Origin of the sequence: Pseudomonas azotoformans, from assembly GCF_001579805.1 — a bacterium.
GTDB classification, from domain to species: Bacteria; Pseudomonadota; Gammaproteobacteria; order Pseudomonadales; family Pseudomonadaceae; genus Aquipseudomonas; species Aquipseudomonas azotoformans_A.
In genome coordinates this window covers 6,608,959-6,634,238 of the sequence record NZ_CP014546.1, presented here as the reverse complement: position 1 = coordinate 6,634,238, position 25,280 = coordinate 6,608,959, and the positions used below count along the sequence as shown (strand labels likewise).

The following is a 25,280-nucleotide window of genomic DNA, read 5'->3' as shown; positions in this document are numbered from 1 at the left end:
CCCTTTACGGGCTGAGGCGGCTTAGAAATGGCTTTGATCGTACAGAAATTTGGAGGCACCTCGGTCGGTTCTGTCGAAAGAATCGAGCAGGTGGCCGACAAGGTTAAGAAATTCCGCGATGCCGGCGACGACCTGGTGGTGGTGCTGTCGGCCATGAGCGGCGAGACCAATCGCCTGATCGATCTGGCCAAGGCAATCAGTGGTGATCAACAGCCGCTCCCGCGTGAGCTGGATGTGATCGTGTCCACCGGCGAGCAGGTGACCATCGCCTTGCTGGCCATGGCGCTGAACAAGCGCGGTGTGCCGGCGGTGTCCTACACTGGCAGCCAGGTGCGCATCCTGACCGACAGCGCGCACACCAAGGCGCGCATCCTGCAGATCGACGATCAGAAAATCCGTACGGATCTGAAAGCCGGTCGCGTGGTAGTTGTAGCGGGCTTCCAGGGTGTGGACGAGCAGGGCAACATCACCACCCTTGGACGTGGCGGTTCGGACACCACCGGCGTGGCGCTGGCAGCGGCGCTGAAGGCCGATGAATGCCAGATCTACACCGATGTGGACGGCGTCTACACCACTGACCCGCGTGTGGTGTCCGTGGCCCAGCGCCTGGACAAGATCACCTTTGAAGAGATGCTGGAAATGGCCAGCCTCGGTTCCAAGGTGTTGCAGATCCGTGCGGTGGAATTCGCCGGCAAGTACAACGTTCCGCTGCGCGTATTGCACAGCTTCAAAGAGGGTCCGGGCACCCTCATTACTATTGATGAAGAGGAATCCATGGAACAGCCGATCATTTCCGGTATCGCTTTCAACCGTGATGAAGCCAAGCTGACTATCCGTGGCGTGCCAGACACCCCGGGCGTGGCCTTCAAGATTCTGGGCCCGATCAGCGGCGCGAACATTGAAGTCGACATGATCGTGCAGAACGTTTCGCACGATAACACCACCGATTTCACCTTCACCGTGCACCGCAACGAGTACGATGCGGCGGAGCGGATCCTGCAGAACACTGCGAAGGAGATCGGCGCTCGTGAAGTGGTCGGCGATACCAAGATCGCCAAGGTGTCGATCGTGGGTGTGGGCATGCGCTCTCACGCGGGCGTTGCCAGCCGCATGTTCGAGGCCCTGGCCAAGGAAAGCATCAACATCCAGATGATCTCCACGTCGGAAATCAAGGTCTCGGTGGTGATTGAAGAGAAATACCTGGAACTGGCTGTACGCGCTTTGCATACCGCTTTTGAGTTGGACGCTCCGGCCCGACAGGGCGAGTGATGCAGTGCCAGGAAGGCGCGGTTTACCGCGCCTTTCCTTTTTTTGTAGGACGCATGTTCTTTTGCGTGCGCTCGACAATACTTAGGCGGGTAGGGCTATGGCCTTTGGGTTGTAGGTCGAAGGCCTTTTTTTTGCAGACTGTTGTTCCTGAACTGAAATGCGTGAGGAGAAAGGTATGCTGATTCTGACTCGTCGTTGCGCAGAAAGCCTGATTATCGGTGATGGCGAAATCACCGTGACCGTGCTCGGCGTCAAAGGCAATCAAGTGCGTATCGGGGTTAACGCTCCGAAAGAGGTAGCGGTACACCGCGAGGAAATCTACCTGCGGATCAAGAAAGAGAAGGACGAAGAACCAAGCCTTTAATTTTTATCGTTTTTTATGTTTGCAAACGGGGATGAACGTGGTTAATATACGCCCCGTGTTGCGGAGAGCTGGCCGAGTGGCCGAAGGCGCTCCCCTGCTAAGGGAGTACACCTCAAAAGGGTGTCGGGGGTTCGAATCCCCCGTTCTCCGCCATTATTTGCTTAGTACGTTGCAATCTGGTTTTTTCGCTAAGTTGTTGAAAATTAACGAAAAAATAGCTTTACATAGAGATTGAACGGCCTATAATGCGCGGCAACAAATGCACTCGTAGCTCAGCTGGATAGAGTACTCGGCTACGAACCGAGCGGTCACAGGTTCGAATCCTGTCGAGTGCACCATTTAAGAGTCAGTTGCAGTAATGCAGGTGATTCGGTTACAACCAGTTGTGATCTGGTCTAAAAACACAATCTGCACTCGTAGCTCAGCTGGATAGAGTACTCGGCTACGAACCGAGCGGTCACAGGTTCGAATCCTGTCGAGTGCACCATACAAACAAAAAGCCCGCCTAGTGCGGGCTTTTTGCCGTCTGGGGTTTGTGTAGGATTTTTTCTTTTTCTCTCGCCTTCATGTGTTCTCCTTCTCCACTGCGTCGTCGCAGTTCATAGATGTAGCCAATGCTTAGCTTTGGCTCGCAAGCGCTTGTTCTTTCCAGTTTTTTGACGTTTAAAGTGGCCGGGCGGTGTATCATTGCGCCCGTCAGCCCCGCCGGGGCTTGTGGAATACCTCCATGGACTTACCCAGTAGTTGCTCAGTACCCCGCTTTACCAATCATGAATTGACTGATTGATCCTTCCGGCGTGCCCCGCTGCTGGGAGTGGAGTTCGCCTATGACCGAAGTAGAAGTAAAGAAAACACAAGAAAGCCTGCAGGATCGCCTGGCTCAAGTCATCGAGCTGCTGCAGCGCCAGCGTGTGGTCGAAGACCTTACGCATCGCCAGGACGGCCCGAACAACAACCTGGTCGAAAACCTGGTTCACCGGCAAAACCTCGTCGAGCTGCAACGCAAGCTCGACGACCTGCACTCCGCCGACGTCGCCTACATTCTCGAAGCCTTGCCACTGGATGATCGACTGACCCTCTGGCAGTTGGTCAAGGCTGATCGCGACGGTGACATCCTGCTCGAAGTATCCGACTCGGTCCGTGAAACCCTGATCGCCGACATGGACGATCACGAGCTCCTGGCTGCTGCCAAGGAGATGGACGCCGACGAACTGGCTGACCTGGCTCCCGAACTGCCCCGTGATGTTGTCCATGAGCTGATGGAGGCCCTCGACGGCCAGCAGCGTGAGCGTGTGCGCTCCGCGCTGTCCTACGACGAGGATCAGGTTGGCGCACTGATGGACTTCGAGATGGTCACCATCCGCGAAGACGTCAGTTTGGAAGTGGTCTTGCGTTACCTGCGTCGTCTCAAGGAGTTGCCAGGCCATACCGACAAACTGTTTGTGGTCGACTATGAGGGCATTCTCAAGGGCGTGCTGCCGATCAAGCGCCTGCTGGTCAACGACCCTGAGAAAAAAGTGGCCGACGTCATGGCCAGTGATCCGGTGAGTTTTCACCCGGATGAAGACGCCTACGAGGCTGCCCAGGCGTTTGAGCGTTATGACTTGATCTCGGCGCCGGTGGTCGACAAGAACGGCAAGCTGATCGGCCGTTTGACCATCGATGAAATGGTCGACCTGATTCGTGAAGAGAGTGAGACCGAAGTCCTCAACATGGCGGGTCTGCGTGAAGAGGAAGACATCTTTGCCTCGGTCTGGCGCTCGCTGCATAACCGTTGGGCGTGGCTGGCCGTTAACCTGATCACCGCTTTTATCGCGTCGCGGGTTATTGGCTTGTTCGAAGGTTCGATCGAGAAGCTGGTGGCGCTCGCTGCGCTGATGCCGATTGTGGCCGGGATCGGCGGCAACTCGGGTAACCAGACGATTACCATGATCGTGCGCGCCATGGCGCTGGACCAAGTGAGTACGGCGAACTCGTCGCGCCTGCTGCGCAAAGAGTTGGCGGTAGGTCTTATCAACGGCCTGGTGTGGGGTGGGGTGATCGGTGTGGTGGCCTACTTGCTGTATGGCAGTTGGTCGCTCGGTGTGGTGATGACCGCCGCCATGACCCTTAACCTGCTGCTGGCGGCGTTGATGGGGGTATTGATCCCGATGACCCTTGCCCGCCTCGGGCGTGACCCGGCGATGGGTGCCAGCGTGATGATCACGGCCATGACCGACAGTGGTGGCTTCTTCATCTTCCTGGGCCTGGCAACAATCTTCCTGCTCTGATTCCATTCTGCGGGGGCAAATCTGCCCCCGCCTCAAATCTTCTTCCCGAATCCCACGCAAAAAAAAGCCAGCACATGGCTGGCTTCGGCTTTCAGTTGCAGATCAATTGGCTTCTGCGGCCGCCTCAACGTCGTGCGCGATAAGCGAGACGAGAGCATTTTGCTGGCGGTGGGAGAGCTGACGAAAACGCTGCAGCAGTTCGCGTTCGTGCAGCGACAGCTCGGGGCTGTCCAGGCGCATGCTCAACTCTTCTCCCAACGCACCTTCCTGAATGAGGCTTTGTTCCAGGCGCGCGATGATTTCGGAGTTCATGCTGCGGTGATGATTGCGAGCCACCTCGGCAATGCGTTCCCGCATTCCGTCTGGCAGACGTACGACGAACTTGTCAGCCGTACGGCTGGAATAAATTGCCTGTTTCAATGGGCGCATATATTTAACCGGTTAGTTCAGGGGAGCGGTTTTTGGAATTGGCCGCAAGATGTGTGTTAGGACAAGGCTTGCAGCCAAATGTTCAACCTGAATTGCAAAGAGGCCGCATCATGCCTCAGATTTGCCAGTTCCTTGGCGTCAATTCTGTGACAAATATTGAACTGCCTAAAGGCTTTATGCCAGCACTCATTTGCATTTTTGCGGACTGGTTGGAAAACTTTTCAACGCGTGAATCTGCGAAGGAACTTCCCGTAAGTCCAGGCCACCACAGGGTTTGAGGCCGCACATCCTATAGCAAAGTGGCCTTTTGCCCTTAAGTTTAAGACTAGTGGCAATTTGCCGATTAGCGAGAGGGAGGCGACATAAGGTAGGAGGGGAGTTAGCGCAGGACTGGGTCGAATTTGATGCGTCGACCCAGGATCAGGGTGAGTAGCAATAGGCTGGCGAACACGCCGCTGGCGATAAATGCAGTGGTTTGGCTGTCGTGGGATTCGGCATTCAGGCCCAGAATCCCTGTTATTGCGGTCAGGCACAAAAACAGCCAGGCAAATTTGTTCATCAAAGCTTCCTCAGAAAACCCAGTGTTCAGAGGCGGGTGCGGACTGAGTGTCTTGGGTCAGGCGCACGGGGGATTGTGCATTAGGTGTCATCACCGCCAGCTGCGGGCGTTGTTGCAGGTGATGTGGCACAGCCTGGCTGATCTGCGCAGGGTCATTGCTGCCGGTCGATTGAAAGTGAAACATCAGTAATGCAGCCAAGGCTACGGTGTTGAGGGCTAACAGAAAGGCACTGTTCATGGTCATGTTCTCCGCTTAACGCCGTGGCTTGTTGGGTTTGTAGGAGAAGTAGTGCAGGTGTCGTGCCAATCTATTAATTCAATAAAATCAATCGCTTGAGTCTACTTTAAGCGACTGGAAGGTTGCAATTTGCAATGATGGCGTTTTGGGGGAGTGCATTTTGCACGATGGCCTCACAGGCCCGTGTTTGCGGGGTCAAGGCAGGATAAATAAGGCTGGCATCGACCTACACTCAAAAAGCCCACGGACGACATGACAAAACCCACCTCGGCCGTTAACATGCACGCCGTCCGTCGCCGCGCCTTTAGCGCTGCAGCTGTCATTTGTCCCAGTAGCTCAATTGGATAGAGCATCCCCCTCCTAAGGGGAAGGTTGGCCGTTCGAACCGGCCCTGGGACACCACATTCAAAGCCCCGCACAGTTCCGTCTGGCGGGGCTTTTTTGTGGGCGTTTTCCGAAGATGGGTCGAACCTTGCCGGGGTTATGGGTTCACAGCCCTGGCATCGTGTATTTATAGCAATCCGTGTATCCCGCGAGCAGCCAGGCAGCGTCAGAGCCTTGAAGCAAAATAATCCCCGGAAACAGCGCATACCGCCTGTCCGGACCCGGCCACCCCGGACTATCATGCCGATAGCCCTGTCTCTCACCGCAAGGAGCCGCTCGGAACGCCGATGCGCCAGATCTGGAAATCTTTTCGAGCCCTTTATTTCGCCTCCTTGATGATGCTGATCGGCTCCGGCCTGCTCAGTACTTACCTGGCCCTGCGCCTGGCGGCCGATCATGTCGACAGCCTGTGGGTCGGTGCGTTGATGGCGGCCAACTATTTTGGCCTGGTGCTGGGTGGCAAGATCGGGCATCGCCTGATTGCCCGGGTCGGGCATATCCGCGCCTACGCCACCTGCGCCGGGATCGTCGGTGCGGCGGTGTTGGGGCACGGTCTGATCGACTGGTTGCCGGCCTGGATCGTGCTGCGGATGATCGTGGGCCTTGGCATGATGTGCCAGTACATGGTCATCGAAAGCTGGCTCAATGAGCAGGGCCGACGCCAAGCAGCGCGGCGTGGTGTTCAGCGGCTATATGATCGCGTCCTACCTGGGCCTGGTGCTCGGTCAGTTGATCCTGGTCATGCACCCTCAGTTGGGGCTTGAATTGCTGATGCTGGTCGCGCTGTGCTTTGCGCTGTGCCTGGTGCCGGTGGCCATGACGCGACGGATTCACCCGGCGCCTCTGCATCCTGCGCCGATGGAGCCGCGCTTCTTTATCAAGCGCGTGCCGCAGTCCTTGAGTACGGTGCTTGGGGCGGGGTTGATCGTTGGTTCATTCTACGGTTTGGCGCCGCTGTATGCCTCTCAGCAGGGCCTGACCACCGAGCAGGTGGGTCTGTTCATGGGCAGCTGTATTTTTGCCGGGCTGGTGGTGCAGTGGCCATTGGGCTGGCTGTCTGACCGCTATGATCGCGCGCTGCTGATCCGCTGCTTCGCGCTGTGCCTGGCCGTGGCGGCGTTGCCGTTGGCGATACTGACCCAGGTGCCGCTGGAAGTGTTGTTCGTGGCAGGTTTTGTCTGCTCCCTGGTGCAGTTCTGTCTGTATCCGCTGGCAGTGGCGTTCTCCAACGACCATGTGGAAGGTGATCGCCGTGTGTCGCTGACGGCCATGCTGTTGGTGACCTACGGCGTCGGCGCCAGTGTCGGGCCGTTGCTGGCGGGTGTGGTGATGAAGTTGTTCGGCAGCCACATGTTGTATGCGTTTTTCAGCTTGTGCGCGTTGATCCTGGTGTGGCGCATCCGGCCGAAAGCGGTGACCAACCTGCATCAAGTGGACGACGCACCACTGCACCATGTGGCGATGCCCGACAGCATGTCCAGTTCGCCGTTGGTCGCCGCACTTGATCCGCGGGTGGACGAGGCGGTGGTGCAGGAACAAATGCAAACCACGGCCCCGGAGCCTGAACCGCAAGCGGAGCCAAGTCCGGAGGCAGAAGAACCGCCCTTCGTGGGGCCTCCTGAACCTGTGGGGCCAGACGAGCACCCTCACGACTTGAGCAGGGCACGTCCCTGAAAGCAAAAAACGGGCAGATCCCATCAGGATCTGCCCGTTTTTTTGCCGCGATCTTTAAGCTTTAAAAATCGTCGTCTTTGTCAAAGCGTCGTGCTTCGCGTTGCAACTGGTACACAAAACGCTCGACCTGGCGCTGCACCAAGCCACTCATGTTGTGGAAGCGTACGCCGGCGAACGTGGTGTTGATCTTCTCTTCGAAGTGCAGGTAACGCAGTTCGACCGAGGTGGTCATGCTGCCAAAGGGCAGGGCGGCGATAAAACGGTCGTAGACCTGGCCCAGTTGCAGGCGCTCGGAGATATCCCCTTCAAAGCGCAGTTTGCAGCCGGTGGCGGAAATATCCAGCAGTTTGCCGCTGACGGGGGCTTTGAGCTTCTCGCCACCCAATTCAATATTGACCAGTTGGGCCAGCTTCAAGGCGGCGCGGAACGCATTGCGGCGCTGGTGGTAGACCACTTCGTCAGGCATGCCGCCGGTGTAGATGCGGTGACCGTCTTTTTCGCTGATGGTGTAAGTGCCGTTGCTTTCCCATGCGACGCGCACGCCTTCATGAAAACCTTCGATACGAAACGGTTCGCCGCCTTCGAGGAAGCGCTCACCGTCGCGCGGGATCATTTCGTCCAGCGCCAGGGTCTTGCTGTCCCGATCAACGTCCACCAGGTAGCTCTGGAAGCGCTGGCTGCGTTCGTGGAAGGTGATGATCAGCGGGTCATGGCTGTCTTGCAGCATCCGCAAGGTGCTGGCGATTTCCAGAGGCGTGGTGAGGACCTTGGGTGGCTGCGGGGCATCTTCCGCATTAAGGGCGTTGAACACGGTTCTTCCATCTCCAGACAAAATACGACTACACGCAAGAGCAGGCATTCTGCCAGTATGTGGCGCGCCTTGGATAGGTCGCGCTGTAAACCGGCGTCAGGCTTGGCTGCGGGTGCTTGGCTTGACCAGGCGCGAGGTGGAACCTTGGGCGTTGTAAAGCGCCGGAGGCTCTCCGCCGTGAAGTATACGCAACTGGTTGGCGGTCGTGGCTTGCTGAAGCTGGATCGACTGACCGTTGAGCAGGTTGGCTTCCTGGCACTGGCTGAGCAATTGATTGAGTTCGTTGCTCTGGGCCAGTAATTGATCGCCAACCGAAGAGTGGCTGGCCAGTTGCGCCAGGCCGTCATGGTCTGCCGGCAGGCCCAGGCTGGCGAGGATCTGGCTGCGTTTCTTGCCGTGCTGTTCCAGCAGGACAATCAGCGACTGCTTGCGCGCCAGGATTTCTTCCAGCAGCGGCATGTCCCGGCCGTAGAGGGCCAGGGATTCTTCCCTGAGCAGCTCGAGCAGCTGTTGCGTCGGCGCAAGATCATCAATGATCAGTTGAAGCAGATTTTCGTCGTGATGCATGGCTGGCCTTGGGGTTTAAGCGTCCAAAAGCCCGGCGCAGGCCTTAGCCTAGCGCTCGGCTTCGAAATTAAGCAGCTTGCTGGCTACACGGTTGCTGTCGACTTTATAGCTGCCATCGGCGATTGCCTGTTTCAATTCGGCCACACGGGCTTTATTGACCACCGGTTGATCGCGCAGCGAGTCAGTGACCTTCTGCAACTGTTGAGCCTCATTGCTCAGGTGTACGGATTCCCCGCTCTGGCTGGCGCTGGCCTGTTCTGCCTTGGCGGGCAGTGGCTGGGCCTTGGCTTCTACGCTGTCCTTGGTGACAGTGGCTCGCGTAGGGGCCGACGTGGTCGGGGTGTTATTTAAACGACTGAAATCGATGACCATGATCAAAAAACCTCTGGGTATTTGGACGCTTGCCATGTTTTCGGCCATACCCGGACAAACTTTAGGCTCGATTGACAATAAAACCTACAGGCCGGCATCCAACCGACAGTGTAGGAAAAGCGCGCGCCCGATACCAGCAATCTATAAAGCCACCTCCACCTGACCCGGTGCGGTGACCCGCGCCTTGATCACCCGGTTGGAGTTGAGGTTCTTGACGCGAATCTGTTCGCTCATGCCGCCGTTGGACAACGCTTCCCCCGGCATTTTGACCTGCAACGCACCGCTGCTGGCGGAAATCACCACCTGGTCGCCTTTGCGAATCACCTCTGCCTGCTCAAGATGCACCAAAGTAATGACCTGGTCGGTGACCACTGGTCGGGTCAATTTCTGCCCGACCGCCTGGTCGAGGGAGGTCAGGTAGCCCTGGCTGATCATGCTGATGTCGCGTTCGCGCAGCACAACGTCTTCGAAACCGATGATGCCGGTGCGTTTCAATGGCCGAGCAACCACTACCACATCGCGGAACAGCTTGACCTGCGCCGGCACGAACACGGTCCAGGGCGAGGCGCCGTCGCAGCGCACTTTGACCGTCACGCGGCCGATGGGCTGGGCGGGGCTTTCCAGGGTGGCTGTCAATTCCTTGTCGCACATGGGCATGCGCAAACGTGGGTCCAGCTGGTTGACCTGGATTTCATATCGCCCTGGCGTCTGGGTAGTCGCCAGATAATCTTCTACAGTGAACTCAAGAAAGCCTTGAGTGACGCCGATAAGTAGATCAGGCAAGGTGACGTTGTCTGCGCGGGCCGTGGCGCCCAGGCCCAAGGCGAGCAACGCCAGCGGTACGCAGAGCAAGCTGCGGTACCGTGTCAGGATGGGGCGTCGGGAAACTGTCGTTTTAATATCCATGACCAATAAATAGCAAAGGCCGTGCCGTTTAGAGTTGGGTGCGCGTCACTGCCCTTATAGGTATGGCCAAAGGTTTTAGCGTGGGAGTCAAGGCATGGCAGGAGTAATGGATTCAGTAAACCAGCGCACACAGCTGGTAGGGCAGAATCGCCTGGAGTTGTTGCTTTTTCGCCTGGATGGCAAGCAGTTGTATGGCATCAACGTGTTCAAGGTGCGGGAAGTGCTGCAATGTCCCAAGCTGACGATCATGCCCAAATCGAGCCCGGTGGTGTGTGGCGTCGCCAACATCCGTGGCGCGACGATCCCGATTCTTGACTTGGCCCTGGCCACCGGTTCGGCGGGTTTGCAGGACCGCGAGAACCCGTTCGTCATCATTACCGAGTACAACACCAAGACCCAGGGTTTCCTGGTGCGCTCGGTGGAACGCATCGTCAACATGAACTGGGAAGAGATTCATCCGCCGCCCAAGGGCACCGGTCGCGATCACTACCTCACGGCGGTGACGCGGGTCGATAACCAGTTGGTGGAAATCATCGACGTGGAGAAGATCCTTGCTGAAGTGGCGCCCACATCGGAGTCAATTTCCGTGGGGGTGGTGGACGCTGAAACCGCGCACAAGGCAATCTCCCTGCGTGTGTTGACGGTGGACGATTCCTCGGTGGCGCGTAAACAGGTGACCCGTTGCCTGCAAACCGTCGGTGTGGAAGTGGTGGCCCTCAATGATGGTCGCCAGGCGCTGGATTACCTGCGCAAGCTGGTGGACGACGGCAAGAAGCCGGAAGAAGAATTCTTGATGATGATCTCCGACATCGAGATGCCGGAAATGGACGGCTACACCCTCACGGCCGAGATACGCAACGATCCACGCATGCAAAAATTGCATATCATCCTGCATACTTCGTTGTCGGGTGTCTTCAACCAGGCGATGGTCAAGAAGGTCGGTGCGGATGACTTTTTGGCCAAATTTCGTCCTGATGACCTGGCATCCCGGGTAGTCGACCGGATCAAGGCAGCAGATCACGGCTAGGGGGATTTCCCCTGGCGGTCACACGATTTAAGAGGCGGTATCATTGTCTACGGGTAATTTGGATTTCGAACAATTCCGGGTCTTCCTGGAAAAAGCCTGTGGCATATTGCTCGGTGAAAACAAGCAGTACCTGGTATCCAGCCGTCTCAACAAACTGATGGAGCAGCAGGGCATCAAGTCGTTGGGTGAGCTGGTCCAGCGCATCCAGGGGCAGCCGCGCAGCGGGCTCAAGGAGATGGTGGTCGATGCCATGACCACCAACGAAACCCTGTGGTTTCGCGACACCTACCCGTTTGAAGTGCTCAAGAGCAAAGTGCTGCCGGAGGCCATCAAGGCCAGCCCCGGCCAGCGCCTGCGCATCTGGTCGGCTGCCTGCTCTTCGGGGCAGGAACCGTACTCGATTTCGATGTCCATCGATGAGTTCGAACGGACCAATATGGGCCAGTTGAAGGCGGGGGCGCAAATCGTCGCCACCGACCTGTCCGGCACCATGCTCACCAACTGCAAGACCGGCGAGTACGACAGCCTGGCCCTGGGCCGTGGTTTGTCCCAGGAGCGCTTGCAACGTTACTTCGACCCGAAAGGGGCAGGGCGTTGGGCGGTCAAGGCGCCGATCAAGAGCCGCGTGGAATTCCGCTCGTTCAACCTGCTCGACAGCTACGCCAGCCTGGGCAAGTTCGACATGGTGTTCTGCCGCAACGTGCTGATCTACTTCTCGGCCGAAGTGAAGAAAGACATCCTGTTGCGCATTCACGGCACGCTCAAGCGTGGTGGTTATCTGTTCCTCGGTGCTTCCGAAGCGCTGAACGGTTTGCCGGATCATTACCAGATGGTGCAGTGCAGTCCGGGGATCATCTACCAGGCCAAGTGATGCACGCTTGAACAAACAATGGGAGGCCCCACAAAGGCCTCCCATTTTTTTGGCCGCAAAGCGGCAAACGCCATTGCCGCTTTACTGGCGCCACGCGGAAACCGCTTGCCGCTTTTCTGGCATTGCCGCCGGCAACCGCCCCCCCAACCCTTGATATACGGGCCTTCGTAAGATTGGCATGCACCTTGCTATAACCCAGTTAACGAAAAGCAGGTCAGCCCTTAAAGGTTTCCGCCATGAGCATCAGCTTCGATAAAGCGCTCGGTATCCACGAACAAGCCCTGGGCTTCCGCGCCCAGCGTGCCGAAGTCCTGGCCAACAACATTGCCAACGCCGATACCCCGAACTACAAGGCTCGGGACCTGGACTTCTCCGCCGTGCTCGCCGCGCAGCAGGACAAGACCAAGAACGGCACCTTCGCCTTGAACATGACCAACAGCCGTCATATCGAAGCGCAAGGCCTGAGCAATGGTGACGAGTCGTTGCTGTATCGCACGCCGATGCAGCCGTCGATCGACCAGAACACCGTCGACGCGCAGCTGGAGCAATCGGCCTACGCCGAGAACTCGGTGAACTTTCAAGCCAGCTTCACCCTGCTTAACAGCAAATTCAAAGGGCTGATGTCAGCCCTGCGTGGAGAGTAAGCCATGTCCCTGTCCAGTGTTTTCAATATTGCCGGCAGTGGCATGAGCGCGCAGACCACGCGTTTGAACACCGTCGCCAGTAACATCGCCAACGCCGAGACCGTGTCTTCGAGCATTGACCAGACCTACCGCGCCCGTCACCCGGTGTTCGCCACCATGTTCCAGGGCGGCCAGGCGGGCGGCAGCGATTCGTTGTTCCAGGACCAAGGTGCAGCAGGCTCCGGCGTGCAAGTGCTCGGCGTGGTCGAAGACCAAAGCAACCTTGAAGCCCGCTACGAACCCAACCATCCCGCCGCGAACGAAAAGGGTTATGTCTACTACCCGAACGTCAACGTGGTCGAGGAAATGGCCGACATGATTTCCGCCAGCCGTTCGTTTCAGACCAACGCGGAAATGATGAACACCGCCAAAACCATGATGCAGAAGGTCCTGACCCTGGGTCAGTGATAAGGGGCGCCAAATAATGGCCATTGTTGATACGAGTAACAACACGCCAGTCCAGGACCTTTTCAACTCCAAGGTCAAGACCGCGACAGACAACGCCAGCAGCCTGGGTGACGCTTCCAAGGCCGCGACCGGCAAACAGTCGCTGGGCAAGGATGCGTTCCTGCAACTGCTGGTTACCCAGTTGAAAAACCAGAACCCGCTGTCGCCGCAAGACAACGGCGCGTTCGTGGCCCAGCTGGCGCAGTTCAGCAGCCTGGAAGGCATCAACACCCTGAATGACTCGGTGAATGCGATCTCCAGCAACTTCAGCTCGTCGCAAGCGCTGCAGGCGTCGTCGCTGGTAGGGCGCTCGATCATCATCCAGACCGACAAGGCCATGGTGGATACCAGCAAGAGCATGACCGGTTCGGTGGATGTGAAAACGGCGACGGGCAACGTCACCGTCAAGGTCACCGACAAAGACGGCAACCTGGTGCGCACCATCGAAATGGGCGCCCAGGCTGTCGGCAGCCAGAGCTTCATCTGGGATGGCAAGAACGACAAGGGCGAGGTCGCCCCGGCGGGCACCTACACCTTCAATGCCACCACCAAGAATGACAAGGGCGACGCCGTTGCCCTGACCACTTCGCTGCCAGCAACGGTAACGAGCGTGACCCTGAGCAAGACCGGCGGCGAAATGCTGCTGAACCTGGCTGGCGGCATGGGCAGCGTCAAGCTGTCGCAAATTCAGACTATCGGTACATAGAGCCGGCTAAATACGGCAGAGGGAGAGAAACATGTCTTTTAACATCGGCCTTAGCGGCCTCTATGCGGCCAACAAACAACTGGACGTGACCGGCAACAACATCGCCAACGTCGCGACCACTGGCTTCAAGTCGTCCCGTGCGGAATTCGCGGACATCTACGCCGCCTCCAAACTGGGCACCGGCCAGAACAGTATCGGCAACGGTGTGAACCTGGCGGCGGTGTCCCAGCAGTTCACCCAAGGTGACGTGAACGGCAGTGGTGGCATCCTGGACATGGCGATCCAGGGCGGCGGCTTCTTCGTGCAGAAGGGCAGCGACGGTTCGCTGGAGTACACCCGTAGTGGTGCCTTCCGTGCCGACAAAGATGGCTACATCACCAACAACACCGGCACTTCGCGCCTGCAAGGTTATGCCGCGGACGAGAACGGCAAGATCATCAAGGGCGGCCTGACCGACCTGCAACTGAACTTGGCGAATCTGCCGCCCAAGGCATCCACCAAAGTGGATTCCACCAGTAACCTGAACTCCTCGGAGCCGGTGATCGACCAGGTGGCCAAGCCGTTCAACCCGAACGACACCAGCACCTTTACCACCCAGTACAGCACCACTTTGTACGACTCCCAGGGCAATGCGCACCCGATGGTGCAGTACCTGGTGAAAACCGACGGCAACAAGTGGAATGCCTATACCCTGATTGACGGTCGCAACCCTGACGGTTCGCCACCTTTCGGTACCGGTGCGGATGTGAAGGCGCCTGTGCCATCCACCCTGACCTTTGACGGTGCCGGCAAACTCACCAGTGTTGTGACGGGCGCCGTGTCCAACAAGACCTTGACCATCACCGGTTGGGTCCCTGGCACCGTGACCAATGGCGTGTGGAAGGCAAACGGTGCGACGGCGAACCCAACCGGGATCGCGGTCAACATGGCCAACATCACCCAATACAACTCGGCCACGTACCGCAACCCACCGGTCACCGATGGCTACGCCACCGGCCAGATCACCGGCCTGAAAATCGACGGCAGCGGTGTACTGTTCGCAACGTTCAGCAACCAGCAGAGCAAGGCCATTGGCCAGATCTCTCTGGCCAGCTTCAACAACGAACAAGGCCTGCAGCCCAACGGCGGTACTACCTGGAAAGAGACCTTCGCTTCGGGCCAGCCAGGTTATGACACCCCGCAAGCCGGCACCCTGGGGTCTATCGTGGCCAACTCCCTGGAGAACTCCAACGTCAACCTGACCAACGAGTTGGTGGACCTGATCAAGGCCCAGAGCAACTACCAGGCGAACGCCAAGACCATCTCCACCCAGAGCACCATCATGCAGACCATCATTCAGATGACGTAATGTCATTGGTCTGACGCTGGCGAAAGAAAACCCCTCAACGAGGGGTTTTTTTTGCGCGTTCATTTTGTAGGCGCGACTTTTCGTACTGCCTGCGTCCCTACGAGACCACTCGTTTTTACTGGAACGGCCGACGCACTTTTCCCTACCAAGTACACCAACGGTGGCTTACGGGCGGGGGAAATTTATGCAATGGGCTCAACAGATATCAGGCCAAACGGCTCGGGTTTATTTTAGCGACAGAACCGCTGCTTTTGGTGCTGAAAACACCCAGGACAAAACCGATGGTGTTCAGAGCCTGGATGCCGATAAGGCGGTGGTATCCAAGCTTCTGAAGGCGTTGGAGGAGGCGCAGAAAACCTCCAAGAGCCAAACCGTCCAGGACTTGCGTGACAAGCTCAATGAGGTGCGCAAGAAACTCGGAGAGGAGAAGTTCAAGGCGATTATCGAGGCGTTAAAAAAAGACGCATCTGACAGTTGGCTCGCATTTTTGAAGGCGCTTTTTCCAGAGCTGTTTGCAGATGATGAATCGCCCTCTCCACCGGCCCCCCCAGACATTGGTGGCGGTGGAGGAGGTGGCGGTGGCGGCCGTGTGAACCCGGAGAATTTTGGCCCTTCCGAATCCATGAGCAACAAGCCCATCACTGAGGGGGCGAAGTACCATGATTACCAGCCTGATAAAAGTGTGCGTGGGAAAAAGCCGGATAACATTTGGAGTGGTTTCTCTCAAGGCTACGAAGGTAATTGCACGACGGTGTCTTCTATCAAGGCTGCCATGCAGCATTTCGGCCAGGACCCCAAAGATGTTTTCAAGAATGTCGAGTTGAAGGGCAATACCTATGAGGTGGAGATGCATGATGGATTCAAACTCAAGCTGACCAAGGATGAGCTGCGCATGGCTGCACGAGAGGCGCGCTTCAAGGGCGATGACCCTACCTTAATGACCAACGCCAACTTTATGTATGCGGCGAGTGCCAAGCGAGCGCAGATGGAAGGGAATAGTGGCTCTCCTGGCGAAAACGACAGAAATGCCACCAGAAGCTTCAAGGATGCGCTGATCAGCTTGAATGATGGTGAACATTCCCGTGAAGGCTTGCACAGGCTTGGGCTGAAAGATCACTACAGGCCAGGCTTTCAAAGTGATTTTGCGCGGGGGATGGTGGGGACTTATGAAACGAATGCGCATTCCATGGCGGTGATTGGCAATCGTAAGGAACTCTGGGGAGGGCGAGGTGGTGCGCCAGGCCCAGGTATTTACACGGTGCTTTTCTAAGCGGCCATAAAAAAGCCGACAAACCCAATCATGCTCAGGTTTGTCGGCTTTTTTCAGTTCCGGATCATTGCGATCCGCAACCGCCTCAGCTTATTGGCAAGCTTCGCAATCCGGCTCGTCAATCGCGCAGGCCTTTGGCACGGGGGCCGGGCCGGCTGGCGCTGCAAGCACCGAATCATCACCGTGGTTGCCGCCGCTGGAAACCGCGTTCAGCTTACCGGTGTTGATGGTCGACTTCTCGGTGCTGGTCGCGGCCAGGGCACGGAGGTAGTAAGTGGTTTTCAGGCCACGGTACCACGCCATGCGGTAGGTCACGTCAAGCTTCTTGCCCGAAGCGCCAGCGATGTACAGGTTCAGCGACTGGGGCCTGGTCGATCCACTTCTGACGACGGCTGGCGGCGTCAACGATCCACTTGGTGTCCACTTCGAACGCCGTCGCGTAGAGCTCTTTGAGTTCTTGCGGGATGCGCTCGATCTGCTGCACGGAACCGTCGTAGTACTTCAGGTCGTTGATCATGACCGAGTCCCACAGGCCGCGGGCTTTCAGGTCGCGAACCAGGTACGGGTTGATCACGGTGAATTCGCCCGACAGGTTCGATTTCACATACAGGTTCTGGTAAGTCGGTTCGATCGACTGCGATACGCCAGTGATGTTGGCGATGGTCGCGGTCGGCGCGATGGCCATGATGTTGGAGTTACGAATACCTTTCTGCACACGGGCACGTACTGGCGCCCAGTCCAGGGATTCTTCCAGGTCAACGTCGATGTACTTCTGGCCACGTTGCTCGATCAGGATCTGTTGCGAATCCAGCGGCAGGATGCCTTTGGACCACAGCGAACCCTGGAACGTCTCGTAGGCGCCGCGCTCGTCGGCCAGGTCGCAGGAAGCCTGGATCGCGTAGTAGCTGACCGCTTCCATGGACTTGTCGGCGAACTCGACTGCAGCATCCGAACCGTAAGGAATGTGCTGCAGGTACAGCGCGTCCTGGAAGCCCATGATGCCCAAGCCGACCGGACGGTGCTTGAAGTTGGAGTTCTGCGCCTGTGGCACCGAGTAGTAGTTGATGTCGATCACGTTATCGAGCATGCGCACGGCGGTGTTGACGGTACGTTCCAGCTTGGCGGTGTCCAGCTTGCCGTTGACGATGTGGTTCGGCAGGTTGATCGAGCCCAGGTTGCAAACCGCGATCTCGTCCTTGTTGGTGTTCAAGGTGATCTCGGTGCACAGGTTCGAGCTGTGGACCACGCCCACGTGCTGCTGCGGGCTGCGCAGGTTGCACGGGTCTTTGAAGGTCAGCCATGGGTGGCCGGTTTCAAACAGCATGGACAGCATTTTGCGCCACAGGTCTTTGGCCTGGATGGTCTTGAACAGCTTGATCTTGCCAGGGTACTGAGCCAGGGCTTCGTAGTACTCGTAGCGCTCTTCGAAAGCCTTGCCGGTCAGGTCGTGCAGGTCCGGCACTTCGGAAGGCGAGAACAGGGTCCACTGGCCGTCGTCGAAGACACGCTTCATGAACAGGTCAGGGATCCAGTTGGCGGTGTTCATGTCGTGGGTACGACGACGGTCATCACCGGTGTTCTTGCGCAGCTCGATGAACTCTTCAATGTCCATGTGCCAGGTTTCCAGGTAGGCACAGACAGCGCCTTTGCGCTTGCCACCCTGGTTCACGGCGACGGCGGTGTCGTTCACCACTTTCAGGAACGGTACAACGCCCTGGGACTTGCCGTTGGTGCCCTTGATGTACGAACCCAGTGCACGCACCGGGGTCCAGTCGTTGCCCAGGCCGCCGGCGAATTTGGACAACATGGCGTTGTCGTGGATCGCGTGGTAGATGCCCGACAGGTCATCCGGCACGGTGGTCAGGTAGCAGCTGGACAGCTGTGGACGCAGGGTACCGGCGTTGAACAGGGTCGGGGTCGACGACATGTAGTCGAAGGACGACAACAGGTTGTAGAACTCGATGGCACGGTCTTCTTTCTGCTTCTCTTCGATTGCCAGGCCCATGGCCACGCGCATGAAGAACACTTGCGGCAGTTCGAAGCGGATACCGTCCTTGTGGATGAAGTAACGGTCGTACAGGGTTTGCAGGCCCAGGTAGGTGAACTGCTGGTCACGCTCGTGGTTGATCGCCTTGCCGAGTTTTTCCAGGTCGAAGGTGGCCAGGATCGGGTTCAGCAATTCGAATTCGATACCCTTGGCGATGTAGGCAGGCAGGGCCTTGGCGTACAAATCGGCCATTTCGTGGTGGGTGGCGCTGTCGGCGACTTTCAGGAAGCCCAGGCCTTCGGCGCGCAGGGTGTCCATCAGCAGGCGCGCGGTCACGAACGAGTAGTTCGGCTCGCGTTCAACCAGGGTACGGGCGGTCATCACCAGGGCGGTGTTGACGTCGGTCAGGGCCACTCCGTCGTACAGGTTCTTCAGGGTTTCGCGCTGGATTAGGTCACCGTCGACTTCTTCCAGGCCTTCGCAGGCCTCGGTGACGATGGTGTTCAGGCGACCCAGGTCCAGCGGTGCAAACGTGCCGTCGGCCAGGGTGATGCGGATCGATGGGTGAGCTTGTACCGCAGCTTCTTCAGCTGGGGTGCGTACAGCGCGTTCCTTGGAACGGGCGTCACGGTAGATCACGTAGTCGCGGGCGACTTTCTGTTCGCCGGCACGCATCAGGGCCAGTTCGACCTGGTCCTGGATTTCTTCGATGTGGATGGTGCCGCCCGAAGGCATGCGACGCTTGAAGGTCGCGGTGACTTGTTCGGTCAGGCGGGCAACGGTGTCGTGGATGCGCGACGAGGCGGCAGCGGTGCCGCCTTCAACTGCAAGAAACGCTTTGGTGATGGCGACGGTGATTTTGTCATCGGTGTAAGGAACGACAGTGCCGTTACGCTTGATCACACGCAATTGGCCGGGTGCAGTGGCGGACAGATCCAGGTTCGAATCGGCGGCCTGCGGCACGGAGCCTTGCGGGTTCTCGCGAGTTGTGTCGGTTTGCATGGGGGGTTGTCTCCACGTTCTATATTTGATTGCGAGTGCCAGGCTCTTCCTGCAACACCCGTACCGTTTTCCATATCGGGGATGGGAAACAGCTGCCATCCGCGTGAGCGGTTTGGTCTACTGAAAATCGGTTGGTTCCATGCTGCGCTAGCAATAAAACGCTTGAATTTCTTGCCACTTGTGTGGTTGGGCGCTTTCTTCGAAAACCCCACATGTAGGGTCTTCTCCAGTGCCGAGGTACAAGATAATGCGTTTTCGAGGGGTTAGCAACGCAGTAACCTGTGGATAACGCTGTGGGTAAAATGTGTAAGAAAGGTTGAATGGGTGTGTAGGCCGCACTGCTGCTGGATTACGCCGTTTGTCATTAAATGTTTCGGGCTTAAAACAACCTGCCCATTTTCGAAGGGCGCGAACCCTATCACAAAAAAACGCGATCACCGAATGGATTTCCCGGCTTGTGTTTGAGGGCTGGCCCATGGCTACAATCGGCCGTATCGGGCTGTGCAGTTACCCAGATCATGCCCGCCTTTTATGACAGACATTGAGGTCACCCGTGGAGCAAGAAGCCTGGCAGGTATTGATAGTCGAAGACGACCAGCGATTGGCCGAATTGACCCGTGAGTATCTGGAGAGCAACGGCCTGCGGGTGTCCGTGGAAGGCGATGGCGCCCTGGCCGCGGCGCGCATCATCGACGAACAGCCTGACCTGGTGATCCTCGACCTGATGCTGCCCGGTGAAGACGGCTTGAGCATCTGCCGCAAGGTGCGCGAGCGCTATGACGGCGTGATCCTGATGCTCACCGCACGCACCGATGACATGGACCAGGTGCTAGGCCTGGACATGGGCGCCGACGACTACGTGTGCAAGCCCGTGCGCCCGCGCCTGTTGCTGGCTCGTATCCAGGCCTTGCTGCGGCGCAGCGAACCGGCGGAACCGGCGGCAGTGGAGAACCAGCGTCGCCTGCAATTCGGCCCCTTGGTGGTGGACAACGCATTGCGCGAAGCCTGGCTGCATAATGAGGGTATCGAGCTGACCAGTGCCGAATTCGACCTGCTGTGGCTGCTGGTGGCCAATGCCGGGCGCATTTTGTCCCGCGAAGAAATCTTCATCGCCCTGCGCGGTATCGGTTACGACGGCCAGGACCGCTCCATCGACGTGCGTATCTCACGCATTCGCCCCAAGATAGGTGACGACCCGATCCATCCGCGCCTGATCAAGACCATTCGCAGCAAGGGCTACCTGTTCGTCCCTGAAGCTGCTGCCGACATGCCGCTGTGAACTCGATCTTCCTGCGCATCTACGGCGGCATGTGCGCGGCGCTGATCCTGGTCGCACTGCTCGGCGTGCTGGCCCTGCACCTGCTCAATGAAGTGCGCAGCGGCCAATACCGCGAGCGCCTGGCCCACGGCACCTTCGCCTTGATGGGCGACAACCTGCAACCCATGAGCCCCATCGAACGCCAGCGCGCCTTGGCCGTGTGGGAGCGCTTGCTCGGCATTCCCTTGGAGCTGCGCCCCCTGGCCGATGCGCAGCTGGACTTGAGCCAGCGCAATCGCCTGCAACGCGGCCAGGTGCTGGTGGAGCAGACCGGGCCTCATGCCGCGCGGGTGCTGCGCTTGGTCAGTGATCAGTCGCAACTGGTGCTTACGGGCGAAGTGCAGCAGATCAGCGAACAGCTGGCGCGCGCGACTATCTACCTGCTCGCCGACGAACTGGTGCGCTTCCCGGTGGCTGAACAGCCGCAACGCCTGGCGGATATAAAAGACGCCAAGGGATTTGGCTTCGACATGCACCTGATGACCCTCGACCAGGCCGACATGGACGAAGACCAGCGCCGCCGCGTCTCGGAAGGCGACACAGTGATGGCCTTGGGCAAGGGCGGCGATTCGATCCGCGTGTTCGCTGGCATGGTCGGCACGCCATGGGTGCTGGAACTGGGGCCTTTGTATCAGATGAACCCTTACCCGCCGCAATGGCTGATCTTGATCGCGTTGATCGGCCTGACCCTGATCGGTTTGATCGTCTATCTATTGGTGCGTCAGCTTGAGCGTCGGCTGCGCGGCCTGGAAGCCGCCGCCACCCGCATCGCCAAGGGCAACCTGGAAGTGCGTGTGCCGGCCCGTGGCGCTGACTCGGTGGGGCGTCTGGCCGCGGCATTCAATGGCATGGCCGAGCACTTGCAGCAGTTGCTGGCGATCCAGCGTGAGCTGGTACGCGCGGTGTCCCACGAACTGCGCACACCGGTGGCACGCTTGCGGTTCGGCCTGGAGATGGTCGGTGATGCCACTACGGCCGAGGCGCGGCGTAAATACTTGGAAGGCATGGACAGCGATATCCAGGACCTCGATGGCCTGGTCGATGAAATGCTCACGTATGCGCGGTTGGAGCAAGGCTCGCCGGAGCTGAATTTCCAGCGGGTCGACCTCGATGCGCTGCTCGATCAGGTGATAGGCGAATTATCGCCACTGCGTCCGCAGGTTAGGGTGAGCAGGGGCATTTGCCTGTCTTCGGCGCATTGGGATGATGCGTGGGTGGATGCCGAGCCACGTTACCTGCACCGTGCGCTGCAGAATCTGGTGAGCAATGCCATGCGCCATGCCCAGGGCCAGGTGTTGATCAGTTATCAGGTGGGTCAGGTGCGTTGCCGCATCGACGTGGAGGATGACGGCCCCGGTGTACCTGAGAGTGCCTGGGAGCGCATCTTCACGCCATTCTTGCGCCTGGACGACAGCCGCACCCGTGCCTCCGGCGGGCATGGGCTGGGGCTGTCGATCGTGCGGCGGATCATCTATTGGCACGGCGGACGGGCGCTGATTGGCAAGAGCAATAACCTGGGTGGGGCGTGTTTCAGCCTGAGTTGGCCGAGGGATCAGGAGAAAACCTAAGCCTTGATGGCCACCAGGCTCAACAGTTGCCCATCGTTCACCGAAAACTGCGCTGTCAGCTCTTTGCCATGGCACCACTCGCTGGACAGATCCGTCAGCAACCGCAGTCGCAATTGGCCCGAATCCGACCACTCCAGCATTTCGGCATGCTCAAAATAGAAGCGCTTCTGCACAATCGGGTAGAGCGCCTTGAACAGGCTCTCCTTGACCGAAAATGTCAATGTCACCAATTGTGCGATCTGCTCTCGCGGTAGCGTTGCCATACGTTGCAGTTCATCGGGCGTGAGGATTTCCCCAGCCAGCCGCTCCGCCCGTTCCAGGCTCAGCACGTTCTCCAAGTCCATCCCCAGCCCATGCCATTGCGCCTTGTGCGCGACAATCGCCGCCGCATGCCCGGTGCTGTGGGTGATGGAGCCACAGATATGCGCAGGCCACACCGGCGCGCGGTCTTCACCGATCGCCGGGATATAGTTGAGGTGATCGAGTTGTTGCAGGGCCGCGCGGGCACACACTCGACCGGCCAGGAATTCGGCCTGGCGCTTGGCCACCGAGCGCTGGATGCTGGCCGGTGGCGGTACGGCGCTACGTTGGAAATCGCCGGCCGTTAATAAGGCAGGGTCAAAGCGCGTGCTGAGAAACACCGTGCCTGGCAAGGGTTCGGGCAGCGGCCAATGGGCGTCGAGTGGGGTGCAGCAAGCGGGTAGGGAATTCATGGGCGGTATTTTGCCGAGTTGATGGGCAACAGGATAGCCCGCTGCGGTTCAGCTGAGGTTCAGAGGCTGTTCAGGGGGAGTTCAGGGGCGCCTGCGTAGTCTGGAACTCACACAAGGGCAGCAGCCAAACGCGTAGAGGTAACACCATGACCGTGATCAAACAGCTGATGTTGGCGTTAACCATGCTCAGTGCCACTGCCGGAGCCCAGGCAGGCGATCGTGCCTTTGCTGCGTTCGGCGGTGAGAAAACCAAGAAATCCAGCACTTTGATCCAGCGTGTCAGTTTCGAAGAGTCTGCCAGCCAACCCACGCCCTGGGGCCAATCCCTGGGCCTGGCAACCCCGCAGCCGGCCTATCGCGCCGGCTATGAACACCTGACCGGCCAGTTCAATGGCATTAAACTGCGCCCGCAAGACTTGCAGGGCCGCTATGATATCCCTCTGTCGGACAGTTGATTTGCTTTGGAGAGCCTTATGAAATTGCTGGTGGTGGAAGATGAGGCGCTGCTGCGTCATCACCTGTTGACCCGCCTGACCGACAGCGGGCATGTGGTCGAGGCCGTGGCCAATGCCGAAGAGGCCCTGTACCAGACCGGCCAGTTCAACCATGACCTGGCGATCATCGACCTGGGCCTGCCCGGCATGGGCGGCCTGGACCTGATCCGCCAACTGCGCACCCAGGCCAAGACCTTCCCGATCCTGATCCTCACCGCCCGTGGCAACTGGCAGGACAAGGTCGAAGGCCTGGCGGCCGGTGCCGACGACTACGTGGTCAAGCCGTTCCAGTTCGAAGAGCTGGAGGCGCGGATGAACGCGTTGTTGCGCCGCTCCAGTGGCTTTACCCAGTCGACGATTGTCGCAGGCCCGCTGCTGCTGGACCTCAACCGCAAGCAGGCGTCCCTCGACGAACAGCCCCTGGCGCTGACGGCCTACGAATACCGAATCCTTGAGTACCTGATGCGTCACCACCAGCAAGTGGTGGCCAAGGACCGCTTGATGGAACAGCTCTATCCCGATGACGACGAGCGCGATCCGAATGTCATCGAAGTGCTGGTCGGCCGCCTGCGTCGTAAGCTGGAAGGCCCGGCCGGGTTCAAGCCAATCGACACGGTGCGTGGCCTGGGCTACCTGTTCAATGAGCGCTGCCGTTGATTCGCTCGCTACGCGTGCGCTTGATGCTGGCGGCCGCGACCCTGGCCGTGCTGTTCATGCTGGGCTTGTTGCCGGCCATGCAAGGGGCGTTCAGCCTGGCGTTGCAGGATTCCATCGAGCAGCGCCTGGCCTCGGACGTCACCACGCTGATCTCTGCCGCGCGGGTCGAAAACAACCGCCTGCTGATGCCAGCGCAGTTGCCGGACGAACGCTTCAATCTCACTGACAGCCGCCTGCTCGGCTATATCTACGACCGTGAAGGCCACTTGGTGTGGCGTTCGCGGGCGACCAAGGAAGAAAATATCAACTACAAACCGCGCTACGACGGGCGCGGCAATGAATTTGCGCGGATTCGCGAGGCCAACGGTCAGGAGTTCTTTGTTTATGACGTGGAGGTCAGGCTGCTCGGCGGCAAGAGCGCGGCCTTCAGTATTGTCGCCCTGCAACCGGTGCGCGAATACCAACTGACCCTCGAAGGCCTGCGCGAAAACCTCTACCTGGGCTTCGGTGCGGCCTTGCTGGTGCTGCTGACGTTGCTGTGGCTGGGCCTGACCTGGGGGTTGCAGGCGCTGCGACGGCTGAGCCAGGAACTCGACCAGATCGAAGGCGGCACCCGCGAGAGCCTGTCCGAACAACACCCTCGCGAACTGCTGCGCCTTACCGGCTCCCTCAACCGCTTGCTGCACAGCGAGCGTGAGCAACGGGCGCGTTACCGCGATTCCCTCGACGACCTGGCCCACAGCCTGAAAACCCCGCTCGCCGTACTGCAAGGTGTGAGCGAAGACATGGCCCAGCGCCCGGAAGACCGCGACCAGGCCTGGGTGCTGCAATCGCAGATCGAGCGCATGAGCCAGCAGATCAGCTACCAGTTGCAACGTGCCAGCCTGCGTAAAAGTGGCTTGGTGCGGCACCAGGTGCGCTTGGAGCCGGTGCTGCAAAGCTTGTGCGATACGCTGGACAAGGTTTACCGCGACAAGCGTGTCACCGTGTCCTTTGAACTGCCGGAAGAGTGCGACGTGCCGATCGAGAAGGGCGCCTTGCTGGAGTTGCTCGGCAACCTGCTGGAAAACGCCTACCGCCTGTGTTTGGGCGAAGTGCGCATCAGCTTCGTGGAAAACCTCGAAGGCAGTGAGCTGTGTATTGAAGATGATGGCCCCGGTGTGCCGCCGGATCAGCGGGCAAGGATTCTGCAGCGGGGCGAGCGGCTTGATCGCCAGCATCCGGGGCAAGGTATTGGGTTGGCGGTGGTCAAGGACATCATTGAAAGCTATGGCGCGCGGCTGACCTTGGGTGATTCGCCGTTGGGCGGCGCTGCGTTCAAGATTCACTTCCCCGCCGTTTGATCG

General features: G+C 58.6%; 23 protein-coding genes, 4 tRNA genes and 2 pseudogenes. 20 read left to right on the top strand and 9 right to left on the bottom strand.

The genetic code is table 11. From position 1 onward, the window contains the following. Positions 1-27: 27 nt before the first annotated feature. The 6 genes from AYR47_RS30535 (at position 28) to mgtE (ending at position 3,903) form a co-directional block, all read left to right on the top strand. The gene (locus tag AYR47_RS30535) at positions 28-1,269 is read left to right on the top strand and encodes an aspartate kinase (protein WP_010208327.1); all 1,242 of its coding nucleotides are present in this window, start codon (positions 28-30) and stop codon (positions 1,267-1,269) included. A gap of 175 nt (positions 1,270-1,444) precedes the next feature. Beyond that, positions 1,445-1,633 carry a carbon storage regulator CsrA gene (csrA, locus tag AYR47_RS30530; RefSeq protein WP_003175645.1) on the top strand — a complete coding sequence of 63 codons (189 nt, stop codon included), beginning with the start codon at positions 1,445-1,447 and terminating at the stop codon, positions 1,631-1,633. A 62-nt stretch (positions 1,634-1,695) separates the two neighbouring features. Next, positions 1,696-1,786: transfer RNA gene (locus AYR47_RS30525), tRNA-Ser, on the top strand. Positions 1,787-1,894: 108 nt separating this feature from the next. After that, positions 1,895-1,971 (top strand) — tRNA-Arg (locus AYR47_RS30520). 72 nt (positions 1,972-2,043) lie between these two features. Further along, positions 2,044-2,120: transfer RNA gene (locus AYR47_RS30515), tRNA-Arg, on the top strand. A gap of 340 nt (positions 2,121-2,460) precedes the next feature. Continuing rightward, on the top strand, positions 2,461-3,903 hold the full coding sequence (gene mgtE / locus AYR47_RS30510) for a magnesium transporter (protein ID WP_033901295.1): 1,443 nt from the start codon (positions 2,461-2,463) through the stop codon (positions 3,901-3,903). Between the two features lie 102 nt (positions 3,904-4,005). Here mgtE and AYR47_RS30505 read toward each other — a convergent pair whose 3' ends face one another. From AYR47_RS30505 to AYR47_RS30495, 3 genes are all read right to left on the bottom strand, one after another. Further along, on the bottom strand, positions 4,006-4,332 hold the full coding sequence (locus AYR47_RS30505) for an Arc family DNA-binding protein (protein WP_003193592.1): 327 nt from the start codon (positions 4,330-4,332) through the stop codon (positions 4,006-4,008). Between the two features lie 379 nt (positions 4,333-4,711). Further along, complete coding sequence (locus tag AYR47_RS30500) at positions 4,712-4,891, bottom strand: PA3371 family protein (RefSeq protein WP_033901294.1); 180 nt, start codon at positions 4,889-4,891, stop codon at positions 4,712-4,714. 10 nt (positions 4,892-4,901) lie between these two features. Further along, positions 4,902-5,129 carry a hypothetical protein gene (locus AYR47_RS30495; protein ID WP_061449300.1) on the bottom strand — a complete coding sequence of 76 codons (228 nt, stop codon included), beginning with the start codon at positions 5,127-5,129 and terminating at the stop codon, positions 4,902-4,904. Positions 5,130-5,454: 325 nt separating this feature from the next. Between AYR47_RS30495 and AYR47_RS30490 the strand changes: the two genes are divergently transcribed. Next, positions 5,455-5,531, top strand: a tRNA-Arg gene (locus AYR47_RS30490). Between the two features lie 269 nt (positions 5,532-5,800). Continuing rightward, positions 5,801-7,187: pseudogene (locus AYR47_RS30485) on the top strand (MFS transporter). Positions 7,188-7,248: 61 nt separating this feature from the next. On the opposite strand, the gene AYR47_RS30480 reads toward AYR47_RS30485, so the two are convergent. From AYR47_RS30480 to flgA, 4 genes are all read right to left on the bottom strand, one after another. Further along, entirely contained in the window at positions 7,249-7,998 is a 750-nt protein-coding gene (locus AYR47_RS30480) for a flagellar brake protein (RefSeq protein ID WP_033901291.1), read from the bottom strand. 96 nt (positions 7,999-8,094) lie between these two features. Further along, entirely contained in the window at positions 8,095-8,565 is a 471-nt protein-coding gene (locus AYR47_RS30475) for a flagella synthesis protein FlgN (protein ID WP_033901290.1), read from the bottom strand. A gap of 48 nt (positions 8,566-8,613) precedes the next feature. Then, entirely contained in the window at positions 8,614-8,937 is a 324-nt protein-coding gene (gene flgM / locus AYR47_RS30470) for a flagellar biosynthesis anti-sigma factor FlgM (RefSeq protein ID WP_033901289.1), read from the bottom strand. Between the two features lie 141 nt (positions 8,938-9,078). Continuing rightward, positions 9,079-9,843: a flagellar basal body P-ring formation chaperone FlgA gene (gene flgA, locus AYR47_RS30465; RefSeq protein ID WP_033901288.1), complete on the bottom strand. Its 765-nt coding sequence runs from the start codon at positions 9,841-9,843 to the stop codon at positions 9,079-9,081. 94 nt (positions 9,844-9,937) lie between these two features. On the opposite strand from flgA, the gene AYR47_RS30460 reads away from it, so the two are divergent. From AYR47_RS30460 to AYR47_RS30430, 7 genes are all read left to right on the top strand, one after another. Beyond that, positions 9,938-10,870, top strand: coding sequence for a chemotaxis protein CheV (locus AYR47_RS30460; RefSeq protein ID WP_033901287.1), 933 nt, complete (start codon positions 9,938-9,940; stop codon positions 10,868-10,870). A gap of 43 nt (positions 10,871-10,913) precedes the next feature. Then, positions 10,914-11,741, top strand: coding sequence for a protein-glutamate O-methyltransferase CheR (gene cheR / locus AYR47_RS30455; RefSeq protein ID WP_016979774.1), 828 nt, complete (start codon positions 10,914-10,916; stop codon positions 11,739-11,741). Between the two features lie 236 nt (positions 11,742-11,977). Further along, complete coding sequence (gene flgB, locus AYR47_RS30450) at positions 11,978-12,385, top strand: flagellar basal body rod protein FlgB (RefSeq protein ID WP_010208346.1); 408 nt, start codon at positions 11,978-11,980, stop codon at positions 12,383-12,385. Positions 12,386-12,388: 3 nt separating this feature from the next. Then, entirely contained in the window at positions 12,389-12,832 is a 444-nt protein-coding gene (gene flgC / locus AYR47_RS30445; protein ID WP_010208347.1) for a flagellar basal body rod protein FlgC, read from the top strand. A 16-nt stretch (positions 12,833-12,848) separates the two neighbouring features. Continuing rightward, entirely contained in the window at positions 12,849-13,577 is a 729-nt protein-coding gene (gene flgD, locus AYR47_RS30440; protein ID WP_033901285.1) for a flagellar hook assembly protein FlgD, read from the top strand. Between the two features lie 31 nt (positions 13,578-13,608). Further along, positions 13,609-14,925 carry a flagellar hook protein FlgE gene (gene flgE, locus AYR47_RS30435; RefSeq protein ID WP_061449299.1) on the top strand — a complete coding sequence of 439 codons (1,317 nt, stop codon included), beginning with the start codon at positions 13,609-13,611 and terminating at the stop codon, positions 14,923-14,925. Between the two features lie 184 nt (positions 14,926-15,109). After that, on the top strand, positions 15,110-16,195 hold the full coding sequence (locus AYR47_RS30430) for a hypothetical protein (protein WP_061449298.1): 1,086 nt from the start codon (positions 15,110-15,112) through the stop codon (positions 16,193-16,195). Positions 16,196-16,285: 90 nt separating this feature from the next. On the opposite strand, the pseudogene AYR47_RS30425 reads toward AYR47_RS30430, so the two are convergent. Further along, positions 16,286-19,184: pseudogene (locus AYR47_RS30425) on the bottom strand (ribonucleoside-diphosphate reductase subunit alpha). Positions 19,185-19,737: 553 nt separating this feature from the next. On the opposite strand from AYR47_RS30425, the gene AYR47_RS30420 reads away from it, so the two are divergent. Both AYR47_RS30420 and AYR47_RS30415 read left to right on the top strand, forming a co-directional pair. Then, positions 19,738-20,463, top strand: coding sequence for a response regulator (locus AYR47_RS30420; RefSeq protein ID WP_033901282.1), 726 nt, complete (start codon positions 19,738-19,740; stop codon positions 20,461-20,463). Then, entirely contained in the window at positions 20,460-22,070 is a 1,611-nt protein-coding gene (locus AYR47_RS30415) for an ATP-binding protein (protein WP_033901281.1), read from the top strand. The genes AYR47_RS30420 and AYR47_RS30415 overlap by 4 nt, the downstream gene beginning before the upstream one ends. Here the strand turns inward: AYR47_RS30415 and AYR47_RS30410 are convergent. Then, positions 22,067-22,783 (bottom strand): 4'-phosphopantetheinyl transferase family protein, encoded by a 717-nt coding sequence (locus AYR47_RS30410; protein WP_033901280.1) that lies wholly within the window; start codon positions 22,781-22,783, stop codon positions 22,067-22,069. The genes AYR47_RS30415 and AYR47_RS30410 overlap by 4 nt on opposite strands. Positions 22,784-22,929: 146 nt before the next feature. Between AYR47_RS30410 and AYR47_RS30405 the strand changes: the two genes are divergently transcribed. From AYR47_RS30405 to AYR47_RS30395, 3 genes are read left to right on the top strand one after another with little or no spacing between them, the layout of a single operon-like run. Continuing rightward, positions 22,930-23,238 carry a hypothetical protein gene (locus AYR47_RS30405; RefSeq protein WP_016979766.1) on the top strand — a complete coding sequence of 103 codons (309 nt, stop codon included), beginning with the start codon at positions 22,930-22,932 and terminating at the stop codon, positions 23,236-23,238. An 18-nt stretch (positions 23,239-23,256) separates the two neighbouring features. After that, positions 23,257-23,934, top strand: a complete 678-nt coding sequence (locus tag AYR47_RS30400; RefSeq protein ID WP_016973689.1) for a response regulator transcription factor — start codon at positions 23,257-23,259, stop codon at positions 23,932-23,934. After that, complete coding sequence (locus AYR47_RS30395) at positions 23,931-25,277, top strand: ATP-binding protein (RefSeq protein ID WP_061449297.1); 1,347 nt, start codon at positions 23,931-23,933, stop codon at positions 25,275-25,277. Before AYR47_RS30400 ends, AYR47_RS30395 begins: the two co-directional genes overlap by 4 nt. The last annotated feature ends 3 nt before the right edge of the window (positions 25,278-25,280 follow it).